This window comes from Anabaena subtropica FACHB-260 (assembly GCF_014697105.1).
Taxonomy (GTDB): Bacteria; Cyanobacteriota; Cyanobacteriia; order Cyanobacteriales; family Nostocaceae; genus Trichormus; species Trichormus subtropicus.
On the sequence record NZ_JACJRF010000033.1, the window covers coordinates 1 to 19982 of the forward strand.

The 19982-nt window shown below is 42.8% G+C and carries 15 protein-coding genes; 11 read left to right on the forward strand and 4 right to left on the reverse strand.

Annotation, left to right across the window (positions count from 1 at the left end; genetic code table 11):
* Positions 1 to 138: 138 nt before the first annotated feature.
* Positions 139 to 2064 carry a heavy metal translocating P-type ATPase gene (locus H6G18_RS17375; RefSeq protein WP_190408352.1) on the reverse strand — a complete coding sequence of 642 codons (1926 nt, stop codon included), beginning with the start codon at positions 2062 to 2064 and terminating at the stop codon, positions 139 to 141.
* A 356-nt stretch (positions 2065 to 2420) separates the two neighbouring features.
* Between H6G18_RS17375 and H6G18_RS17380 the strand changes: the two genes are divergently transcribed.
* Positions 2421 to 3542, forward strand: coding sequence for a precorrin-8X methylmutase (locus H6G18_RS17380; protein WP_199311733.1), 1122 nt, complete (start codon positions 2421 to 2423; stop codon positions 3540 to 3542).
* Here H6G18_RS17380 and H6G18_RS17385 read toward each other — a convergent pair.
* Complete coding sequence (locus H6G18_RS17385; RefSeq protein WP_190408353.1) at positions 3539 to 4240, reverse strand: 5'-methylthioadenosine/S-adenosylhomocysteine nucleosidase family protein; 702 nt, start codon at positions 4238 to 4240, stop codon at positions 3539 to 3541. The two genes, H6G18_RS17380 and H6G18_RS17385, sit on opposite strands and share 4 nt — an antisense overlap.
* 190 nt (positions 4241 to 4430) lie before the next feature.
* On the opposite strand from H6G18_RS17385, the gene H6G18_RS17390 reads away from it, so the two are divergent.
* From H6G18_RS17390 to H6G18_RS17410, 5 genes are all read left to right on the forward strand, one after another.
* Positions 4431 to 7148, forward strand: coding sequence for an efflux RND transporter permease subunit (locus tag H6G18_RS17390; protein ID WP_190408354.1), 2718 nt, complete (start codon positions 4431 to 4433; stop codon positions 7146 to 7148).
* Positions 7148 to 8134 carry a hopanoid-associated sugar epimerase gene (hpnA, locus tag H6G18_RS17395; protein WP_190408355.1) on the forward strand — a complete coding sequence of 329 codons (987 nt, stop codon included), beginning with the start codon at positions 7148 to 7150 and terminating at the stop codon, positions 8132 to 8134. Before H6G18_RS17390 ends, hpnA begins: the two co-directional genes overlap by 1 nt.
* A gap of 50 nt (positions 8135 to 8184) precedes the next feature.
* Positions 8185 to 9201 (forward strand): adenosyl-hopene transferase HpnH, encoded by a 1017-nt coding sequence (gene hpnH / locus H6G18_RS17400; RefSeq protein ID WP_190408356.1) that lies wholly within the window; start codon positions 8185 to 8187, stop codon positions 9199 to 9201.
* 243 nt (positions 9202 to 9444) lie between these two features.
* Positions 9445 to 9819 (forward strand): DUF2237 family protein, encoded by a 375-nt coding sequence (locus tag H6G18_RS17405; RefSeq protein ID WP_190408357.1) that lies wholly within the window; start codon positions 9445 to 9447, stop codon positions 9817 to 9819.
* 279 nt (positions 9820 to 10098) lie between these two features.
* Positions 10099 to 10851 carry a hypothetical protein gene (locus tag H6G18_RS17410; RefSeq protein WP_190408358.1) on the forward strand — a complete coding sequence of 251 codons (753 nt, stop codon included), beginning with the start codon at positions 10099 to 10101 and terminating at the stop codon, positions 10849 to 10851.
* A gap of 361 nt (positions 10852 to 11212) precedes the next feature.
* On the opposite strand, the gene H6G18_RS17415 is transcribed toward H6G18_RS17410, so the two are convergent.
* On the reverse strand, positions 11213 to 12346 hold the full coding sequence (locus H6G18_RS17415) for a quinone-dependent dihydroorotate dehydrogenase (protein WP_190408359.1): 1134 nt from the start codon (positions 12344 to 12346) through the stop codon (positions 11213 to 11215).
* Positions 12347 to 12537: 191 nt separating this feature from the next.
* On the opposite strand from H6G18_RS17415, the gene H6G18_RS17420 reads away from it, so the two are divergent.
* The 4 genes from H6G18_RS17420 to H6G18_RS17435 all read left to right on the forward strand — a co-directional run bounded on the left by H6G18_RS17420 (position 12538) and on the right by H6G18_RS17435 (position 16869).
* The gene (locus tag H6G18_RS17420; protein WP_190408360.1) at positions 12538 to 15408 is read left to right on the forward strand and encodes a sensor histidine kinase; all 2871 of its coding nucleotides are present in this window, start codon (positions 12538 to 12540) and stop codon (positions 15406 to 15408) included.
* Between the two features lie 153 nt (positions 15409 to 15561).
* Positions 15562 to 15897, forward strand: coding sequence for a hypothetical protein (locus tag H6G18_RS17425; protein ID WP_190408361.1), 336 nt, complete (start codon positions 15562 to 15564; stop codon positions 15895 to 15897).
* Positions 15898 to 16038: 141 nt separating this feature from the next.
* Entirely contained in the window at positions 16039 to 16341 is a 303-nt protein-coding gene (locus tag H6G18_RS17430; protein WP_190408362.1) for a PadR family transcriptional regulator, read from the forward strand.
* Between the two features lie 288 nt (positions 16342 to 16629).
* Positions 16630 to 16869, forward strand: coding sequence for a DUF3134 family protein (locus H6G18_RS17435; protein ID WP_190408363.1), 240 nt, complete (start codon positions 16630 to 16632; stop codon positions 16867 to 16869).
* A gap of 273 nt (positions 16870 to 17142) precedes the next feature.
* On the opposite strand, the gene rpe is transcribed toward H6G18_RS17435, so the two are convergent.
* A complete protein-coding gene (rpe, locus tag H6G18_RS17440) occupies positions 17143 to 17850 on the reverse strand; it encodes a ribulose-phosphate 3-epimerase (RefSeq protein WP_190408364.1) in 708 nt (235 codons plus the stop codon).
* A gap of 133 nt (positions 17851 to 17983) precedes the next feature.
* Here rpe and H6G18_RS17445 point away from each other — a divergent pair, with 133 nt between their 5' ends.
* The gene (locus H6G18_RS17445) at positions 17984 to 19591 is read left to right on the forward strand and encodes a S8 family serine peptidase (RefSeq protein WP_242040381.1); all 1608 of its coding nucleotides are present in this window, start codon (positions 17984 to 17986) and stop codon (positions 19589 to 19591) included.
* The last annotated feature ends 391 nt before the right edge of the window (positions 19592 to 19982 follow it).

A 19982-nucleotide genomic window follows, 5' to 3' on the forward strand; every position in this document is an offset into this window, starting at 1 on the left:
CCTGAGCCTATTTTATTAAACCAGATTTTTGCCAAGCTTACTTCTTTAGGACGTATTCATCCCGTTTCTACGGGCGTTGAACCCTCGTAATTTGGCAAAGGTATTGTTAAGAAAGACGTATTTTCAATCAGCCAGTCCTTATTTCAGCAACCGTAAACCACTCAGGGTAACTAACACTGTGGAACCTTCATGACCGATTACACCAATGGGTAAGTTGACATTGCCAAGAAAGTTACCAATTAACAATAGAGCAATAAATCCTAAGGCTATAACTATATTTTGCTTGACGATGCTTTGCGATCGCCTACCCAATTCCATAGCTGAGGCAATTTTCTCTAATTTATCTGCCATCAATACGATATCTGCGGTTTCCAGAGCCACATCACTACCAGCCACACCCATCGCAATACCTACAGAAGCTTGAGCTAGAGCAGGTGCATCATTAATACCATCCCCCACCATTGCCACTGTTTGATACTTTTGCTGCAAACTGCGAATCACATCTAATTTATCTTCAGGTAAGAGTTCGGCAAACACTTGGTCAATCCCCACCGTTTGCGCCACACTCTCAGCAGTGCGTTGATTATCCCCCGTAATCATCACAATTTGTTCTATGCCCAACTTCCGCAGCCGGACAATAGTTTCAGCTGCTTCTGCTCTTACCATATCTGCAATCGCAATTATACCCATTACCTCATATTCATCTTCCCTGCGCCTTCCCTGTGCTACCCAAACAACAGTTTTCCCCTGATTTTCCAAAGATGGCGCTACCTTGAGTAATTTCTCTGGTAACTTATTCACATACTGCTGGACAAAAGCTGCATTCCCCACAATTACTTGATGCTCATTGGCAATACCCACAATTCCCTGTCCTGGTATCGCTTGTACCTCACTTGCACGTACCCATACCAAATCATTAGCCGCCTGAACAATAGCTTGAGCGATGGGATGTTCTGAAGATGATTCCAAACCTGCTGCTACTTTTAAAACATCTGCATCTGTATAATTACTAGCAGCAATTACCTGAGATACCCTGACTTGTCCTGTAGTCAGAGTACCAGTTTTATCGAAGGCGATCGCGCGGACTTTAGCAATCTTCTCCAACTGCGCCCCATTTTTAAATAAAATCCCTTGTCTTGCGCCATTGGCAATACCTGATAATAATGTAGGCATAATTGCCGCCATCAATGCACAAGGAGAAGCGACTACCAAAAAAGTTAAGGCACGGTAAATAGTTGTTTCCCAATTCCAACCCCAAATAAACGGCGGTAAAGTTGCCAATAATATCCCAGCAATCACAATTACCCGTGCATATCCCCTCTCAAAACCTTCAATAAACTGTTGCGATGGAGGCGCTTCTGTTTGCGCTTGTTCTACTAAGCGAATTACACGCTGAATTAAACTGCTGGCGGCTGGTTTGTGTACCTTTAACTTCAGCGCCCCATAACCGTTGAGTGTCCCAGCAAATACTTCCTCACCTATCGTCTTTTCTATAGGTAAAGATTCACCCGTAATTGCGGCTTGATTAATAGTGCTGTAACCAGACACAATAATCCCATCAGTAGGAATCAACTCCCCGGGCTTAACAACAATCTCATCCCCTACTTGTAACTGACTAATGGGAATAGTTTCTTCACCACCTTGATTGACAACCCTGGCTGTATCTGGTGTCAAGCTCATCAAACTGCGGATACTTTTTTCAGTACGGCGCATGGCGTAACCTTCCAATGCACCACTGATAGCAAAGATGAGAATCAAAATTGCCCCATCAATAATTAAATAATATTCCCTACGCCATAAACCCAAAGCTGCTGCACCAAGAGCTGCAACAATCATCAGCAAATCAACATCTAATTCTTTCTCCTGAATCAGCGTCGTCATTCCCTCACGGGCGCTTTCGTAACCACCAATCACATAAGCAGCAGGTAGTAGCAGCAACGCCAACCCCAACCAACCTAAATGTAAAGCGAACCATCCCAAAAATAACAACACTCCACAAACCAGGGCGGCTAAGGTGTCAGTGTGTTCTTTGGTGAATTTGTGAAAACTTTGGGGGTAAAGCATAGAGTTGCATGAGTCAGGAATACTTTTAGCCTAAACCTTGACATTGATGTTAATGTCAAGGTATTGACAGCAAAAATGGTGAAAGTAGTGATTACAGCAGAATTCTTATAAACTGCTAAATGATTTTTGATTGTTGTAACCTGCGAAACTCTGACTTTTCACGTTATGTGGAAAAGCTAACGTAAAACCTAACCCCCTAACCCCCTTCCCTGCGAGGGAAGGGGGAAAAATTAAAGCCCCTCTCCTTGTAGGGGAAGCGCTGAGTGCAAAGCACACGCTACGCGAACGCTCTATGGGGAGGGGTTTTCCAGATCCCGTGAAAAGTCAGGCGAAACTCCACTGAGAAGAAAAATCTTATGCTAAAGCGAATTTATTCCGGTTGCTTAACAATTAAAGAACTCACCCAAGCAGTGGGAGGCGGTATCACTCCCCGGATGGTGCGCCATTACCATGAGCTTGGATTGTTACCCCAGCCTGAGCGATCGCCTAGCAATTACCGCCTTTACAATCAACAAGATGTGATCAGACTACAACGGATTGTGGCCCTGAAAGAGCAAGGATTCCAACTCAACCACATCCGTAACATCTTGGAAGTAGAACTAGAAACAGATAACAATGCCAATTTCATGGCACAGTTACAGCAACAATATCGCTCAGTCATGCAGCAAATAGCCCAACTGCGACAAACAGCATCGGCGTTAGAAGGTTTATTAGGACGCGATCGCCATTGTCAAATTATGCAGGCGGAAGTATTAGCACAACTTAAATTATTGGAAGTGGAAACCAAAGTTGGGTTAGGAGGGTTAGCAAGACTTTGGCATGGTTTAGATGCAGAAGTTCACACCCACCCAGAAGTATTTGCCGAATCTTTGCAACACATACTACCTGATTTATCCGAGCGATCAGAAATTGAACAACATCTAATCTCTCAGCTAGTTTTGGCTTGTGGTGATGTGAGTTTGGTATCTTTTATCAGGGTAAGCAAAGAAGCGATCGCTGTGAGTCGTCAAGCCCTGGCTTCAGCTTGCGAGATTGTCGTTGATATCCGCACCATTGCCACAGCCATAGACCAAACAAGATTAGTGCATCTAGGCTGTAAAGTCACCACCTTAATTAATAATCCCCACATCACCACAGCCATTGAAGCAGAAAAAGAATTTTGGCAGCATCAACAATGGCGGGAAACATTAGAAAAAGTGAGTGAGGGTTGCATAGTAGTCATTGGTTATGCTCCTTCAGTACTCTTAGAAGTCTGCACACTGATTAACCAGGAAAAAATCCAACCTTCACTGGTGATTGGAATGCCAATTGGTTTTAGTCATGCTCCCGCCGCCAAAAGACGATTAATGCAACAAACATCACCTTTCATTACAATTGAGGGGACTATAGGAGGTGGTTTGCTGGCTGCTACTGCACTGAATGCCTTGGTTGAGTCATTGATTGAAAAGCCAAATTGTCATTGTTACTTAAATTTTTAGACTTTAAATTTTTCCGAAAATAGTGATGTTGTCAATTGCTCAAGTACTTTTAGCCCCCGTAGAGAACCCCGAATTAGGCGAGTAGCGGCAATAGGTTGACGAAGAAAACTCAATGTTAGAGGTAAAGGTTGTAGAGAACCATCAACATTGATAGCTGCTGTGATGTCAGGGATATCATGACGACAATCATCGCTGACTACCCGCAGCATCGCCACTGTCGCACCAACTTTATTTAACAACTCTAGGGCAGCAAATCCCTCCATATCAACCACATCAGCCCCCAAAGTTTCACCTAGATAGCGTTTTTCCACAGCAGAGCAAACCACGCGATCGCTTGTCAATGATTTAACTAAATTCAGTGCTGGGTACTGAGTCTGAAGTGCTGAGTAGATTTTTGTAGTCAAAGAGCGATCGCACTCTTGCAATCTTTGCTGATAAATACAACTCTCATACAACACAACATCACCTACACAATGGTCAGTTGTCAAACTGCCACACAAACCCATCACTAAAACTTTTGATTGTTGGGCATTTTGCCAGTGTTCCTGCTTTTGCCATTGTTGCAAGTATGTTGTCAACGGCTTTACGCCTACTGGTATAGCCACAACCTTTGGTATCTTACCACTTATGCGGCGCAATCCACGACACACAGCCCCATATTCAGATCCCTGCGGTACAAAAATTGTGTCAATAATCATCAGTCAGTTGTCATTTGCTAAGGGACTTCCAGAAAATAAAATATTCAATGGTTCAGAACAAATATTACTGTTAGATTTTCCTCCCCTGCACCCCTGCTCCCTGCCCCTCTGCCTCTTCTTTGACTCGCAAAGTTCCCTGGATTACTGTAGCATGACAATAATTGTGTCTTCAGCATGATGATTTTCCAAGATGGTAAAGCTAAATAGCTCAAAATCAGTACGGCAACGCTTCAACTTTTCCCGATGGGCAATTGAGTATTCGTGGCTGACTGTTAGTTTTTGGATTGCTGTAGCGGTAGCTGGTGCGCTGGCGTTCAGTTCTCTTAAGTATGCTTTGTTTCCAGACATTACCTTTCCGGTAGTAGTGGTAAATGCTACGGCTCCTCTGAAAACTGCGGTTGATACTGAAGCAAGGCTTACCATACCCATAGAAGAGCGTCTGCGTTCTGTGGCAGGTCTAGATAATCTCCGTTCATCTAGCTATCCTGGACAAGCTGCTGTGAGTTTGGCTTTTAGTGTAGGGACAAATCTGGAAACATCAACAAGCCAAGTAGAAACAGCACTTCAAGAATTAACTCTCCCTCAAGGGGCAAGTTACAAGATTATTCCCTTGAACCTGAACGAGTCAGCATCCGTGAGTTATGCCATTGAAAGTAATTCTCGGAATTTAGCAGATTTAACGAAATTAGCCCAAGACCAAATTACACCAGCGATCGCTCAATTACCAGGAGTCCTCAGAGTCTCACTTTTGGGCGCTCCTACAGCATCACCGCCTCTGAGTCCAGCGAGTAGTAATAACAGTGCGGCTCTCGGTCAAGGCGCAGGTACACTAGTTAGGTTCAATGGTCGAGAAGCTCTGGCATTTCAGGTAATTAAACGAGGTAACGCCAACACCTTAGAAGTTGTCAGTCAAGTTGAGCAGGAAGTCCAGAAACTCCGCGCCAACCTCAAAGATGTCACACTTACCATAGCCGCAACTCAAGCCAAATATATCAACCAAGCCACACAATCAACTATCAATGCGCTGATGGAAGCCATTGTCTTGTCGATTGTGGTGATCTTTCCTTTCTTGTGGAATTGGCGAGCAACTTTCATCTCTGCCTTAGCTATTCCTACGTCTTTGTTGGCGACGTTTATTGTTATGGCTAGTTTTGGCTTTAACTTAGAAACAATCACCTTGTTGGCTCTAGCCTTGGTCATTGGCAGCGTAATCGATGATGCCATCCTTGACGTAGAAAACATCACTCGCCACATCGAAGAAGGAGAAACCCCCCGCCAAGCCGCTTACTCAGCTACAGACGAAATTGGTTTAGCCGTCATCGCCACCACAGCCACATCTGTAGCAGTTTTCTTACCCATTGGTTTGATGGGTGGAGTCGTTGGGCAATTCTTCAAACCATTCGGAATCACCGTTTCGGCTGCTTACATAGCTTCTACTTTAGTCGCTCGTACCCTATCACCAGTTTTAGCTACCTACTTTCTCAAACCTGTAACTGGAAATTCTCAACGTCGAAAAGACAACATCTGGGGAAAATTCACCAAATCATATAGAAACCTACTCAACTGGTCTCTAAACCATCGTAAGACAGTTATCGCATTAGCAATACTCAGTTTTATTGCAGGGATAGCATTAATACCATTCATCCCCAAAGGCTTTATTCCCAAATTAGATCGGGGTGAATTTAACATTACCTACACCGCACCTTTACCGCAAATCCCCCCCGATTTAGCAGCCTTACAGCTACAAGCAGCACAAGCAGCACAAGCAAACAATCTTTCTCCCTCCTCATCTTCCCCCACTCCCTCATTTCCCATCCCCAACCCCCTCAACGACTCTCTAGAAGTAGCCAAACAACTAGAAGATGTGGTGAGAAAATCCCCAGATGTGGAAACAGTATTTACTACAGTGGGTTCTCGTGAAGGCGAACCAAATAAAGGCACTCTCTACGTGCGCCTGAAAGACGATCGCCAAATCCAGACTGCGGAACTGCAAGACCAATTACGGGAAACTTTGCCCAATCTTCCTGGTGTGAATACCAGCGTAGAAGATATCCAATTTGTGGACACTGGTGGACAAAAACCCCTGCAAGTTGCCTTAAGTGGTAATGATTTACAAGCTCTCAACCAAGCCGCTAGGACAATCAAGGAGAGCATCGAGAAAATACCTGGATTTGCTGATGTGTCAATTACAGGTGAAACCAATACCCAAGAGCAGGTTTTACAAATTGAACGGCTCAACAATCAACGGGTAGCTTATATCAGTGCTAACTTAGGACAGGAATTGTCTTTAGGTAATGCTACTGATAAGATAGTAGAGGAAGCAAGAAAAATTTTACCTGCTGATATCACTTTAGAGTTGGGAGGAGATTCTGCTCGTCAAAGTGAAGTCTTTGGTAGTTTTGTGTCTACTTTGTTGCTGTCAGCCCTTTGTATCGTTGCAGTCCTAATTTTATTATTCAAAAGTTGGATAGACCCGGTAATTATCGGGGTTTCTTTACCCCTGTCAATTGTCGGTGCAATGCTGGCGTTACTTTTTACCAAGAGTGACTTTGGCATGATCTCGTTGATTGGTTTCGTCTTCCTGCTGGGATTGGCAAATAAGAATGCCATTGTCCTGGTAGATTACATTAACCAACTCCGTAAAGCTGGATTAACCCGCACAGAAGCAATTCTCAAAGCCGGGCCAGTCCGTCTGCGCCCAATCATGATGACCACCATTTCTACAATTATCGGGATGCTACCCATCGCCTTAGGTTTAGGTGCAGGTTCAGAATTGCGATCGCCTATGGCTGTAGCGATCGCCGGGGGGCTAGTAACTTCCACAATCCTCAGCTTAATTGTGATACCCGTGGTTTACTCCTTCTTAGATGACTGGTTTCCCCGATTTGCCCGCAAGGAGGACAATTAATGCGGGTCTTTGTCACAGGGGCTACTGGTTTTGTTGGTGCTAATTTAGTCCGGTTGTTACTGCAACAAGGATACACAGTTAAAACCTTAGTTCGTCCTCACAGCAACTTGGGTAACTTACACGGTTTGGATGTGGAGATTGTCGAAGGCGATTTCCAAAATCCATACCTTTGGAAACAAATGGCTGATTGTCGCTACCTATTCCATGTAGCAGCCCAATATTCCCTATGGCAAAAAGACCGCGATTTACTCTATCAAAACAACGTCCTTGGCACTTTTCAGATGTTAGATGCAGCCCAAAAAGCTGGAATTGAACGCACCGTTTACACAAGTTCTGTAGCAGCCATTGGGGTAAATCCCTCTGGTGGCGTGGTGGATGAAACTTATCAAAGTCCTGTAGATAAGCTAATTGGACATTATAAAAAATCCAAGTTTTTAGCAGAACAAGAAGCTATACAAGCCGCAGCCAAAGGACAAGATGTAGTCATAGTCAACCCCAGCACCCCCATCGGCCCTTGGGACATCAAACCCACACCCACCGGCGATATTATTCTCCGCTTCTTGCGGCGACAAATGCCCGCTTACGTCAACACAGGATTGAATTTAATCGATGTACGGGATGTAGCTTGGGGACATTTACTAGCTTTAGAAAAAGGAAAAAGTGGCGATCGCTATATTCTAGGACATCAAAACATCAGCCTCAAGCAATTACTTGAGCAACTCGCCGAAATCACAGGTTTATCAGCACCCCAATGGATAGTCCCTGGCTGGCTACCCCTAAGTGTCGCCTGGATTGAAGAAAACATCCTCGCACCAATCGGAAAGCAGCCTTCAGTACCCATAGATGGTGTCCGCATGGCACAGCAAACCATGTACTACGATGCCTCAAAAGCAGTCAAAGAATTAGGTTTGCCCCAATCTCCGATAAATACTGCCCTGAAAGATGCAGTGAATTGGTTTGTTTCTCAGGGTTATGTGAGGTGCTGAGTGTTGACTGTTGACCAACGATCAATCAAAAATGAGGAGTGATAGGAACAATGGCGGTTAATTTACAACAAGCGATCGATATTGGTAAGTATTTAGTTACGCAACGTTTTTTAGGACGCAAACGTTTTCCCTTGGTATTGATGCTAGAACCACTTTTTCGCTGTAACTTAGCGTGTTCTGGTTGTGGAAAAATTCAGCATCCGACAGAGATATTGAAGCAAAATTTGACTCCCCAACAGTGCTTCGCCGCAGTAGATGAGTGTGGCGCACCAGTGGTTTCTATTCCTGGGGGAGAACCCCTGCTGCATCCCCAGATTGACGAGATTGTCAAGGGTTTAGTCGAACGGAAAAAATATGTTTACTTATGTACCAATGGTTTGTTATTAGAAAAAAACCTAGATAAATTTCAACCATCACCTTATTTGACTTTTAGCGTCCATTTAGATGGGTTGCGGGAATGGCACGATAAATGTGTAGACAGGCAAGGGGTATTTGATATTGCGGTGAAAGCCATCAAAGCTGCTAAAGCTAAAGGGTTTCGCGTCACCACCAACACCACTATTTTTGAGGGTTGCGATCCCAAAGAAATGCAAGAGTTTTTCGACTTCTTGGAAACCCTCAAGACAGATGGCATGATGATCTCTCCTGGTTATGGTTACGACTGGGCCCCAGATCAAGACCATTTCCTCAAACGAGAGCAAACACGCGCCCTGTTTCGGGAAATCCTCACCCCCTACAAAACTGGCAAGAAAAACTGGAACTTCAACCACAATCCTTTATTCCTAGATTTTCTAGTAGGTGAGAAAGATTATGAATGCACACCTTGGGGTAGCCCTAGTTATAGTGTTCTTGGTTGGCAAAAACCTTGTTATCTCTTAAATGAAGGACATTACACCAGCTTCAAACAATTGCTAGAAGAAACAGACTGGAGCAAATATGGTCGTGCTAGTGGTAATCCTAAGTGTGCCGATTGCATGGTTCACTGCGGCTATGAACCCACAGCCGCAATGGACGCTATGCAGCCACAAAATATTAGCCGTTCTTTGGGGAGTGTTTTTGGTAGATAGGATGGGAGAGGATTCGTTTCGTAGTAAGAAGGACTTTAGTCCTTTTTTGTTCGTGGAGCGTCTCAAAGAGAGAACTAAAGTTCTCACTACAAACCAGGCTAATTGTAGCAATGTAAAGATAGTAGTATTCGTTTTGTAGTAAGGACCTTAGTCCTTTTTTGTTTACGGAGCGTCTCAAAGAGAGAACTAAAGTTCTCACTACAAACCTATGCACCAACCATTGAAAAAATTAAGGCATTCAATATGGCAAAGGCAAAAAACGTCATCGGCACAGACTTAGAGCTTTGTTGTTCCTCTCCCGTCACTGGGTTTTATCGTGACGGCTTTTGTCAAACAGGTGCTTATGATACGGGGATGCACGTTGTTTGCGCTCAGGTGACAGCAGAATTTCTAGAGTTTACCAAATCTCGTGGTAATGACCTGAGTACGCCCCATCCTGAGTATAATTTCCCCGGTTTGAAACCAGGCGATCGCTGGTGTTTATGTGCAGCCCGTTGGCAAGAAGCCCTGGAAGCTGGAGTTGCACCACCTGTAATCCTGTCAGCCACTCATGCTAGAGCCTTGGAAGTCTCTTCTCTCGCTGATTTGAAAGAACACGCCCTACTTAATGGGGAGTAATACCAATTCAAAATTCAAAATTCGTCTTGAAAAGTTTCCTACGGCGGGAAACCCGCCTACAGAACTTTCCGCAAAATTCAAAATTAAGAAATCTAGATTTTGCAAAGGTTTCTGGGTTTGGATCTCCATCAGAATTTTAGTGAAATGGTATGAGCAATCAATATTTTCCTCATACCCCAATGTTTTTGCTGTCACTTTGCCAAAATATACAAAAACTTGCCGCGATTTTTGCCAATATAATATATTATTTCCCAAAAAAATCGCTTGGCAAAAATCGGCATGAGTGAAAAAACATTAGAAAGTAACGGGAAGGCGTTTCTCGTTCTACTTTTGCCAATATCGTTTTTGGTCATTTTCTTAGTTTCTACCTGGAGATTTTTGCTTGCTCTGATTGTCCTGGTCATTGGTTTCAAAATTTTTCAGGAATATCAATGGCAACAGTGGTGTCAGCAAGTTAACCCAATTTTCAGTCAGTTAATTAGGGAAAACCAAGGCAAAATTACCCCAATGGATTTGGCGATTCGTGGCAACTTCCCCGGCCCGACGGCAAAACGTTATTTAGATGGTAAAGCTTCAGAATTTGGTGCAAGTTTACTACCAGCTGGAGAAGGAGGTGAAGTTTACTACTTCATCACAGCAAGTATTTTAGGAAATATCTTAGATAGCAGTGATCCTGTTAAAGAACTTGCGCCTCAACCAGTAACTACGGAAATGCGATCGCTCTTAGCGCCACCGTCACCACCAGAAGCAGTAGTAACAGAACCCGAAACTGAAACCGAACCTGAATTACCACCACCCGCGACTCATCAAGAAGTTAAGCCAAACCTGGAAAGACAGCTAATTTTTGGCTCTCTAATTCAATCAGAATTGGCAAAACGGCTTAGTGTTTACTCCAGTACTGTCTATAAACGTCGTAATGATCCAGATTTTCCCGAATGGACTCGCACTCGTGATCCTGATGGAATTGCCTGGACTTTTTCCGAAAGAACTAAGGAATTTTTCCCATTAGAAGAAAATGAAGGCAAAAATTAATCAAAACTCCATCCCTTCACGGGTGGAGTTTTGTCAGTGGTCAGTAGTCAGTGGCGTTCACGCAGCGTGTCCCCTTGGGACAAGACACTTAAAAACCACACACTAGGAGATGGGGTATTAAACCAGATCCAAAACAACTGACAACTGACAACTAACAACTGACACACGCAGTGGATCAAAAATTACCCAATAGTCCATGACTACTGATACCATTTCACTAAAATTCTGATACAAATCCAAACCCAGAAACCTTTGCAAAATATAGGTTTCTTAATTTTGAATTTTGCGGAAAGTTCTGTAGGCGGGTTTCCCGCCGTAGGAAACTTTTCAAGACGAATTTTGAATTTTGAATTGGTATGACTCATTCACCCTTAAATTCTAAACCTACAGCTTCGCTGATGGAATTTAGTTCATGTTCTTCTAACTTGGCAAGCAACCCAGTTAAAATACGACGTACCATCATTGGGCCTTCATAAATCCAGCCTGTATACACTTGGATCAGGCTGGCTCCAGCAGTAATTTTTGTCCAAGCATCTCCAGGGGTAAATATACCGCCAACCCCAATTATGGGTATTTGTCCTTGGGTTTGCTGCCAAATAAAACGAATGATTTCCGTAGAGCGATCGCGCACTGGCGCACCGCTAATTCCACCAGCTTCTTCTTGGGGTGATTTACCTGTTTGCTCAATTACTTGAGTTTTCAGTCCATCACGGCGAATGGTCGTATTAGTGGCAATAATCCCCGCTAACTGGTAGGTTTTAGCTAATCCGATAATGTCCGCGATCGCTTCCCATGATAAATCCGGCGCTATCTTGACAAATATTGGCTTATGTGAATTATTTTCTTGTTGTAATACATCTAATATAGAACCGAGCATAGAAGCATCTTGGAGCGATCGCAAACCCGGAGTATTGGGAGAAGACACATTAACTACAAAATAGTCTCCCAACTCCTTCAGTAAGCGAAAACTATTTAAATAATCTTCTGCGGCTGCTTCTAGAGGTGTCACCTTAGATTTACCCAAATTGACACCTATAGGTATGGAAAACTGCCCTTGTTCCTGAGCCAAACGCGCCGCCATTGCTGCTGCACCATGATTATTAAAACCCATACGATTAAGAGCAGCATAATCCAACGGCAAGCGAAACAGGCGCGGAGGGGGATTACCAGGCTGGGGGACAAACGTCACAGTTCCCAATTCCGCAAACCCAAAACCCAAACTAGACCAAATCCTAGCAGCTACACCATCTTTATCAAAACCAGCCGCTAAACCGACAGGGTTAGAAAACTTCAAACCAAACAAACTCTGTTCCAGACGGGAATCTTGTAGACACAGAGACTTTTGTAATAAATTCTGCACCCATCTAGTACTTGAACTATTACCTGTTTGCGAAAGCCAACTAAAACTCCGCATAGTCTGCTGATGCAGCCACTCCGGATCAGCCTTCACCAAATCAAATAAAACTGGACGAAGGGCAAATTTATATATATCCATAGTCATTAGTCGGTTGCTATTTACAGTAATGAGTAATGAGTAGTGAGTCAATACTCCCCCTGTTCCCCTGCTCCTTCTCCTCCCACTCCCCCACCTCTTTTATCCCGAAGTATAAAAAAACGCTTGTAAAGATATTAGTGAGTGTAATTTGGGCATCTTATATATTACAAGCTATGTTCATCAAAAATCAGATGGGGCAGCCACACAAATCGATAGCCGCCGAACAACCAATTCTTGCCTTGGGGCGTGTTTTACAAAGCCTGAGGGAAGGAGATGATGTTGACGTTCTGATTGAAACTACGATTCATTACATTCATCAAGAATTTAACTATAAGCTGATTTGGATTGCTGCTTACGATCGCCTCAAGCACAGTTTATTTGGTAAGGGTGGTATTACTCCTGGTGGTGATGTTAATTTTTTACGAAAACGGCTGGTTCTTCAACCAGGGGATCTATTAGAACAAGTAGTGATTCAACAGTCTCCTTTGGGTGTGGCTGATATCCGCAACGAAAAGCGCGCTGGAGAATGGCGAGAAGTTGGCACAAAATTTAATATCCAAGGGACAATAATTCTACCCATGCGTCATAAAGACCGATGTATGGGCGTGCTTTTACTAGGTTCGGAACGCTGGGGTTACTTGCTACCAGAAGATGCCAAAGCTCGTTTAATGATGGTATTGGGTGAACTGGGAGCAATACTGTATCAACACGAAATACATTTACAGCAGAAACAAATCAAGCGTCCAGATGAACCTCTATTACATTTATTGGAAAACGTCCGTAACCTAAACAATTTAGAAGAAAGGCTAAAAGCAGTAGTAGAAGCCACCCAAGATTTTGTTTCTCCTAGTCGTACCAATGTTTACTGGTTTGAGAGACAAGGGCGCTATTTTTGGTGTCGCATGGGCAATCAATTAGTCAATCTTCACCGAGATGCTAATAAAGAAAAACTAGCCGCAGGCATGACGGTACAAGAATTGAGCGAATTATATTATGCTTTATCTGTTAATCAAATAGTCTGGATTGGTGACGCTCGTAGTTCCTTAGAAGGCCAGTTTACTGCTAAGTTGTTGCAAAAGTTGCGGGTGCGATCGCTCCTAGCAGCTCCTATTATCTGGCAAAAAGACCTATTGGGTTTTCTCGCGGTAGAAGGTTATGAGCCACGGATTTGGACAGAGGCTGATAAAAATTTTGTCCAAGGTGCAGCAGGATTTATTTCTCTGGTGGCTCCCAATGACAAGATAGAAAATACTGTTAAACAAATTCAAGAAGACTCCCAGTTAACTAGTGAAGTTGCCCAAAGTATTTATACTCACCAAGACCTGAAGGAAACTTTACATACTTGTGCATCTAGAGTACTAACTCGATTAAATGCTACCCGCTTTTTACTCTTACATTACGACCAAGACCAAAATAATTATCAAGTTATTTACCAAACCCAACCCCATAATCGCCGCCCTTTAATCAGTGGGTTTAGTTTATTGTCAGAGACTGACAGGCAGATGTTAAAATCTACCAAGACTACAGTAGAAATTGAGAACGTAGAAGAAGATTTACGGTTTTTTAATTGGCGTTCTCTGCTATTAGAAAATGGCGTGCGATCGCTATTAATTTGCAATTGCGCTCAAGGTCATAAAGCAGAGGCATTATTAATTGTCACCCACACAAACCATCGCAGTTGGACAAATTTAGAGAAGGAAATGCTGTGGATTGTGAGTCAACAAATTGGCGTAGTTGTCAGACAATGGCGACTACAAACTAATAACGAACAACAGCAACACATACTCCACAGTATCCAACAATGTTTAAGAATAGAAGGAACTGAAAGCCCAAACAGCCAAACGGAGCAACATCATTTAGAATGCACTGCACTCAGGCAAATTGCATCTGTACTTAACTGTCCTTTGGCACTGTTATTATCTTGGTCACATGGTGAGTCAACAGCAGAAATTATCCCTGGGGTAATTGCCGATAGCCGATTTGAAGTAGTGCTAAAGTCCAAACTCTCCATTCAGTATGAAGCCTTGATTCAATGGGCGCTGGCTGAAAATAGTTACTTAAACGTAAGTGTAGATCATTTGCCTCCAGAAACGCGCCAATGGTTACATGGTTCTGGTATTGGACAAGTTTTGCTGATGGCTTTACGCACTGGGGTTGATCATCAACCGACAGGGGTAATATTGTTAGCAGACCATCGAGAACGCCACTGGCCACAACATAGCCTCAATACAGGAGAAATTTTAATTGATCAGTTGGCTTGGTTGCGTCGTCAACAACAAATTAGTCAACGTCTAGAGTCCACAACTCAGGAATTACGCCAACTCAATTGGTACAAACATCGTCGTTTGGAAGAGATTCAGCGTACAGCCATACACTTACTGGGTCAAATTCATGATTTGGGCATTCCTAGCAACGACCTAACACAGACACGATATCAATTATTGCTGCGGCAATTAGACCACACAACTGCTTCAATGACAAGTATAGTCAAACTGGAACAATGGCAGTTACACGTAAGCTGGGAAACTATGCCCATATCCAGTTTACTCAAGCGATCGCTCGAACGCATAGATAACTTAGTCCAGCAAAAAAAACTCTGGATTGGTGTCCACGGTTTGGGACAACCCACCACAGAAAAGGAAGCAGCAAATAGTCCGGCATTTCTCAAAGGCGTTCCTACCGCAGCTAACCCATCGACAATGGCGATCTCTGGCGACATTGGGAAATTTGAATTAGTCCTCCATGAATTATTACTCGCCGCCTGTCATCGTTCTCCCAACGGTAGCAGAATAGATATTTGGTGTCGTCGTCTAGATGAACAATTTTTAGAGGTATCAATTACAGATAACGGCACAATTGAAACACAATTACTCACAGAATTACAGCAAAAAACACACAAGGATGTTCTCGCTTTCTGCCATTTCGATCAATCACCAAATCTAAATTTGCTAATTTGCCAACAGATGATGCAACAATTAGGAGGGGAATTGGATATTTATCAGTTGCCCGATCATCGGGTAGTTAGCCGCTTGGTGTTGCCATTGGCTGATGTTAATTCGTAATACTGCTACTCGGTGAATCCTTATCTTACGAGACGCTGCGCGTTAGTGTCCCCTAAAGAGCGCGGTTACCTAGCAAAGCAAGCTGCGTAATTCGTAATTCAAATTGGAACTACGCATTTTTTTGAGCCACTCTCTCTTACTTACAGACTGCTAATGTTTAACAACATCTCAGCTAAAGCTGACAAATATATTGTTTTTATACTAATATTTATTCTTTCAAATATCTTGGCATACCCAGCTTTTTCTAGTGTATGCCGTAATTATAATGGTCAAAATATTTGTATTCTTAACATTAACCGCAGTGCCAAAAATTATTGGGAATATAGGGCAAGTATCACTGTTGATGGACAAAAAAAGCCTTTGGAAGTCTACAACTGTCGCCAACGATTTAAAGTGCAACCAAATGGAACTGTAGTGCCATTTGAACACCAAGATCCTGGTGATTTGATCTGTAGATTTTTCAAAAATACCTCATATGAGCGAAATTGAAGAAGGCAAAAGTTCGTTCACGTAGCGTCCCGTAGGGAAGGGGCAGAGAGAGAGCAGGAAGCATAATTCCCTTCAGCATAGCGGCCTCCAGGATAGCTGCCTTTCTTGATAAAATTCTCAGTGTTGTAAAAGTATTGCTTGATGGATGGACGTGAGTTTTACTCTAGCTTGATTCGGCTTCATATTCTGCACCATGCAGTTCAGGAGCCAATTTTTGGGCTAGGCATTATCGAAGAACTGGCACATCATGGTTATAAACTCAGTGCTGGAACCCTATACCCAATGCTACACGATATGGAGCGTAAGGGATATTTGTATTCCTTAGAGGAAAAAACAGGGCGGCAAAGTCGCAGACTCTACAGAGCCACTGATTTAGGAAAAATCATGTTAGAGAATGCGAAAGAAAAAGTACGAGAATTATTTGGGGAATTGTTCGAGGAGTAATGCCACGCTGAGTCATAATGCGATCGCTATTTGTTTGACTCCTGCTAAGTTTTTTCTCCTTCTCTAGTCAGTTTTATTTGTGACCTTTTCTTTCTTTTTCAGCAAGCCCTACTTAATGACCAATTACTCCATCGGCGCGTGGCTATTTCTCTTCCCGTTTGAAAAAATAGAATACCCACCAATTTTTTTGAATCTAAACTATTGATAAAAAAACATCATCCATAAGACAGAAGTCATTGCCAATATACTAATCACAGTATTAATTAAGAGAGATTATGGTATACAACAATGATTAAATTGTCTAACCCGGCTCTCCACGAAGAACCCCGTCACCAGCTAGGCGCTATCATTCCTCTCAAGCAAGAAGAATCGTTGCTTAATTGGTTGCAAAGTACAGGTCGATTAGTTTCTTTCCAACCTATTGACTACTATTATGAAGACGAGGTAGAAGACGAAGAAGAATACGTGGAAGAGTTTGTAGATACCTATGACTTGGATGCAGAAGAAATCGAGGATTTAGAAGAGTAAAATGATACCAGTTGCTAAATAGCAATTACTGGGAGTTTGTGGAAGCGCTTAGACAAAACTTAAGTGCCAATATCATTGACCCAATTAATACCCAAGGTTTCTTCCTTTCTCCTGAGTTTTTGTACTCTTTACAGGTAACGTAGAAGTGTTTAGGTGACAGAGTTGATTTTGAAGTATCTGAAAAATTTAAACTTCAAACTCTGACTGCTTCCTAAAATGAAAGGGCGATCGCCCTTTCATTTTACTAATTATTTTATTTTACAGTGACTGAAACTAAACCTTAGCCAATTCTGGCGTAGGACGCTTGCTGTTGCGAATATTAGTAATCGCCTCTGCATAATCCTTAGCGTTAAATACAGCAGAACCAGCAACGATCGCATTAGCGCCTGCTTCTAAAACTTGCCAAGTATTATTAGCTTTAAGTCCACCATCCACTTCAATCCAGGGATCTAAACCGCGTTCCTCGCACATTTGACGTAACTGGCGAATTTTAGGTAATACGCCAGGAATGAAACTTTGACCACCAAAGCCTGGGTTAACGCTCATGATTAGTACTAGATCGCACAATTCTAGAACATATTCGATCAGTTCTAGAGGTGTACCAGGATTAAGTACTACCCCGGCTTTTTTGCCAAGCTCTTTGATTTGTCCAAGGGTGCGGTGCAGATGTGGTGAAGCATTGTGTTCAGCATGGACAGAAATAATATCAGCACCCGCTTTAGCAAATCCTTCTACATACTTTTCTGGTTCCACAATCATTAAGTGAACATCCAGAGGTTTAGTTGTCACCGGACGAATCGCCTCCACTACCAGAGGACCTATCGTAATATTAGGTACGAAACGACCGTCCATTACATCAACATGAATCCAATCGGCTCCAGCAGCATCTACGGCGCGAATTTCGTCACCTAAACGGCTAAAGTCGGCTGATAGGATAGATGGAGCAATTACTATGGGTTTTTCAGATCGGTTTTGGGTCATGGCTAGTGGGTTTCTAAGCGTCCTCGTCTGTAAGCATTGTAATAAAATACTGTAACAAAATATTGAGAATTTTTGAAAGTGAGGGGCAGGGAGCAGGGAGCAGGGAGAGAACTATAGATGTTGAGTAATAACGATGAACTTATGGACTATGAGAAAACTAACTTGGATAATTTTTGGATTGAGTGCTTCTTGTTTGAGTGTGCCTGTATTAGCTTCAGCTTTAAGAAGTTCTTTAGGAACTAATGGTATTGATGCTTTAAAGTTACATCAAATTCCTTATAATTTGCTCGGTCGCAAGATTGCTATCGGTCAGGTGGAAATCGGTCGTCCGGGGATGTTTGGTTGGGATAAGGCTGTTGCTAAAAATCGTGCTGTTTCATTAGCAGCTGTTTTTTTACGCAATGGCCCAGCTAAGTCTAATAATGGTGTTGACCCCCATGCTTATAACGTTGCTGGTGTGATGGTCAGTAGGGACAAAGGTTTACCTGGGGTGGCGCCAGAAGCGAGATTATATTCGTCGGCGGTAGGTTCTACAAAAAATATGGGTCAACCGGAGGAGTGTTTATCGGCCCAGCATATAGCCTTACAAAATGGTGGTGATGTCAGGGCTATTAATTTTAGCTTTGGTGAACCTCTCAACCGCGACCCCCGACCAGAGGCTGTTTTAGATGGTAATGCTTTACTCACTATGTGTATTGACTGGTCGAGTCGTGTCCACGATGTCTTGTATGCGATCGCAGGCAATCAGGGTAAAGGGGGTATACCCATCCCTACAGACAATTTTAACGGAATAAACGTGGCTTTTTCATCCCGAAGAGGAGGGATTTTTAATAAAGTTGATGTTTCTAACCTAGCTGGGGTAAACCAAGGTGTGAGTGGTCGCTTGGCTGGCAAGGAATTTAATATAGATGGCCGTCGTTCAGTTGCCATAGTAGCGCCGGGTAGTAATATTACTTTGCTCAATCCCGATGGCAAGTTGAACAAGGTTACAGGTACAAGTTTTGCTGCACCACATCTCACTGCTACTGTGGCTTTGCTACAAGAATTTGGTGACAGACAGCTACGCACAAAAAAACCCAACTGGAGCATTGATAGCCGCCGTCAGCAAGTGATGAAAGCAGTACTACTCAATTCAGCCGAAAAAATTCAAGATAGTGGTGACGGTTTAAGGCTGGATATGACTCGCACACTGATTGATAAACAAAGTCAAGACTGGCTGACTTCTGATGCCTACCTAGACCCGAAAATTCCCTTGGATGCTCAAATGGGAACAGGTCATTTAAATGCTTTTCGTGCTTACCAACAATTTAATGCAGGTCAATGGCAGCCAACAGATCCAGTTCCAGGGATTGGGTGGGATTATCGACAGGTAGATGTGGGTAAATCTGTTGATTATGCGTTAGCAAAACCGTTAAAGCAAGGCAGTTTTGTAGCTATTACTTTAAGTTGGAATCGTTTGGTAGAGCTAAATGATACTAATAAAAATCAGGAATTTGATGTAGGTGAAAATTTTAGCGATCGCGGTTTGAATAACCTCGACCTTTATTTAGTGAAAGCTGATGCGAATAATACAGATCCTGGTGTTGTTTGTTCTTCAATTAGTGAGATTGATAGTGTAGAACATATTTTTTGTCCCGTTCCTGCTAATGGGAACTACAAAATCCGCGTTCAGTATCAAAAGCAGGTTAACGAAGCAACTCAACCCTATGCCTTAGCTTGGTGGACTGTTCCTGTTAACTAAAATCAACGTGAGTTCGGCAGAACCTAACCCCAATCCCTTCCCTACATTCTCTACTAGAGGCTACGCCAACGCGCAGCGCGCTGGGAGACAGGGAAGGGACAAAAAATCTATAACGGTTAAAATCAAATTCTTTCTCTTGTCTCTGTGATAAAAAATCTTCACCTACAAAGATACAAGGGTTCTTCAAGCTCTTTAGTTAACTAAAAGGTTTAGTTACCTTAGAAAAATTATTATTCAGTAGTTTAAAATACAAATATTCAATCTCAAGATAAACTAAAAAAATCAGATGCTGCAAAATTAATCTGCGTTGCCATATTAATGAAAATTTTGCAATAGTTATATTTACTTCTTTTGGCAAATTTACTGTTACCAAAACTGTAACCATCGAGTG

Bases quoted from the DNA above. Each gene is read 5' to 3' on its own strand.
- H6G18_RS17375 (WP_190408352.1), bottom strand. From the start codon at position 2,064: ATGCTTTACCCCCAAAGTTTTCACAAATTCACCAAAGAACACACTGAC.
- H6G18_RS17380 (WP_199311733.1), top strand. From the start codon at position 2,421: ATGCTAAAGCGAATTTATTCCGGTTGCTTAACAATTAAAGAACTCACC.
- H6G18_RS17385 (WP_190408353.1), bottom strand. From the start codon at position 4,240: ATGATTATTGACACAATTTTTGTACCGCAGGGATCTGAATATGGGGCT.
- H6G18_RS17390 (WP_190408354.1), top strand. From the start codon at position 4,431: ATGGTAAAGCTAAATAGCTCAAAATCAGTACGGCAACGCTTCAACTTT.
- hpnA (WP_190408355.1), top strand. From the start codon at position 7,148: ATGCGGGTCTTTGTCACAGGGGCTACTGGTTTTGTTGGTGCTAATTTA.
- hpnH (WP_190408356.1), top strand. From the start codon at position 8,185: ATGGCGGTTAATTTACAACAAGCGATCGATATTGGTAAGTATTTAGTT.
- H6G18_RS17405 (WP_190408357.1), top strand. From the start codon at position 9,445: ATGGCAAAGGCAAAAAACGTCATCGGCACAGACTTAGAGCTTTGTTGT.
- H6G18_RS17410 (WP_190408358.1), top strand. From the start codon at position 10,099: ATGAGTGAAAAAACATTAGAAAGTAACGGGAAGGCGTTTCTCGTTCTA.
- H6G18_RS17415 (WP_190408359.1), bottom strand. From the start codon at position 12,346: ATGGATATATATAAATTTGCCCTTCGTCCAGTTTTATTTGATTTGGTG.
- H6G18_RS17420 (WP_190408360.1), top strand. From the start codon at position 12,538: ATGGGGCAGCCACACAAATCGATAGCCGCCGAACAACCAATTCTTGCC.
- H6G18_RS17425 (WP_190408361.1), top strand. From the start codon at position 15,562: ATGTTTAACAACATCTCAGCTAAAGCTGACAAATATATTGTTTTTATA.
- H6G18_RS17430 (WP_190408362.1), top strand. From the start codon at position 16,039: ATGGATGGACGTGAGTTTTACTCTAGCTTGATTCGGCTTCATATTCTG.
- H6G18_RS17435 (WP_190408363.1), top strand. From the start codon at position 16,630: ATGATTAAATTGTCTAACCCGGCTCTCCACGAAGAACCCCGTCACCAG.
- rpe (WP_190408364.1), bottom strand. From the start codon at position 17,850: ATGACCCAAAACCGATCTGAAAAACCCATAGTAATTGCTCCATCTATC.
- H6G18_RS17445 (WP_242040381.1), top strand. From the start codon at position 17,984: ATGAACTTATGGACTATGAGAAAACTAACTTGGATAATTTTTGGATTG.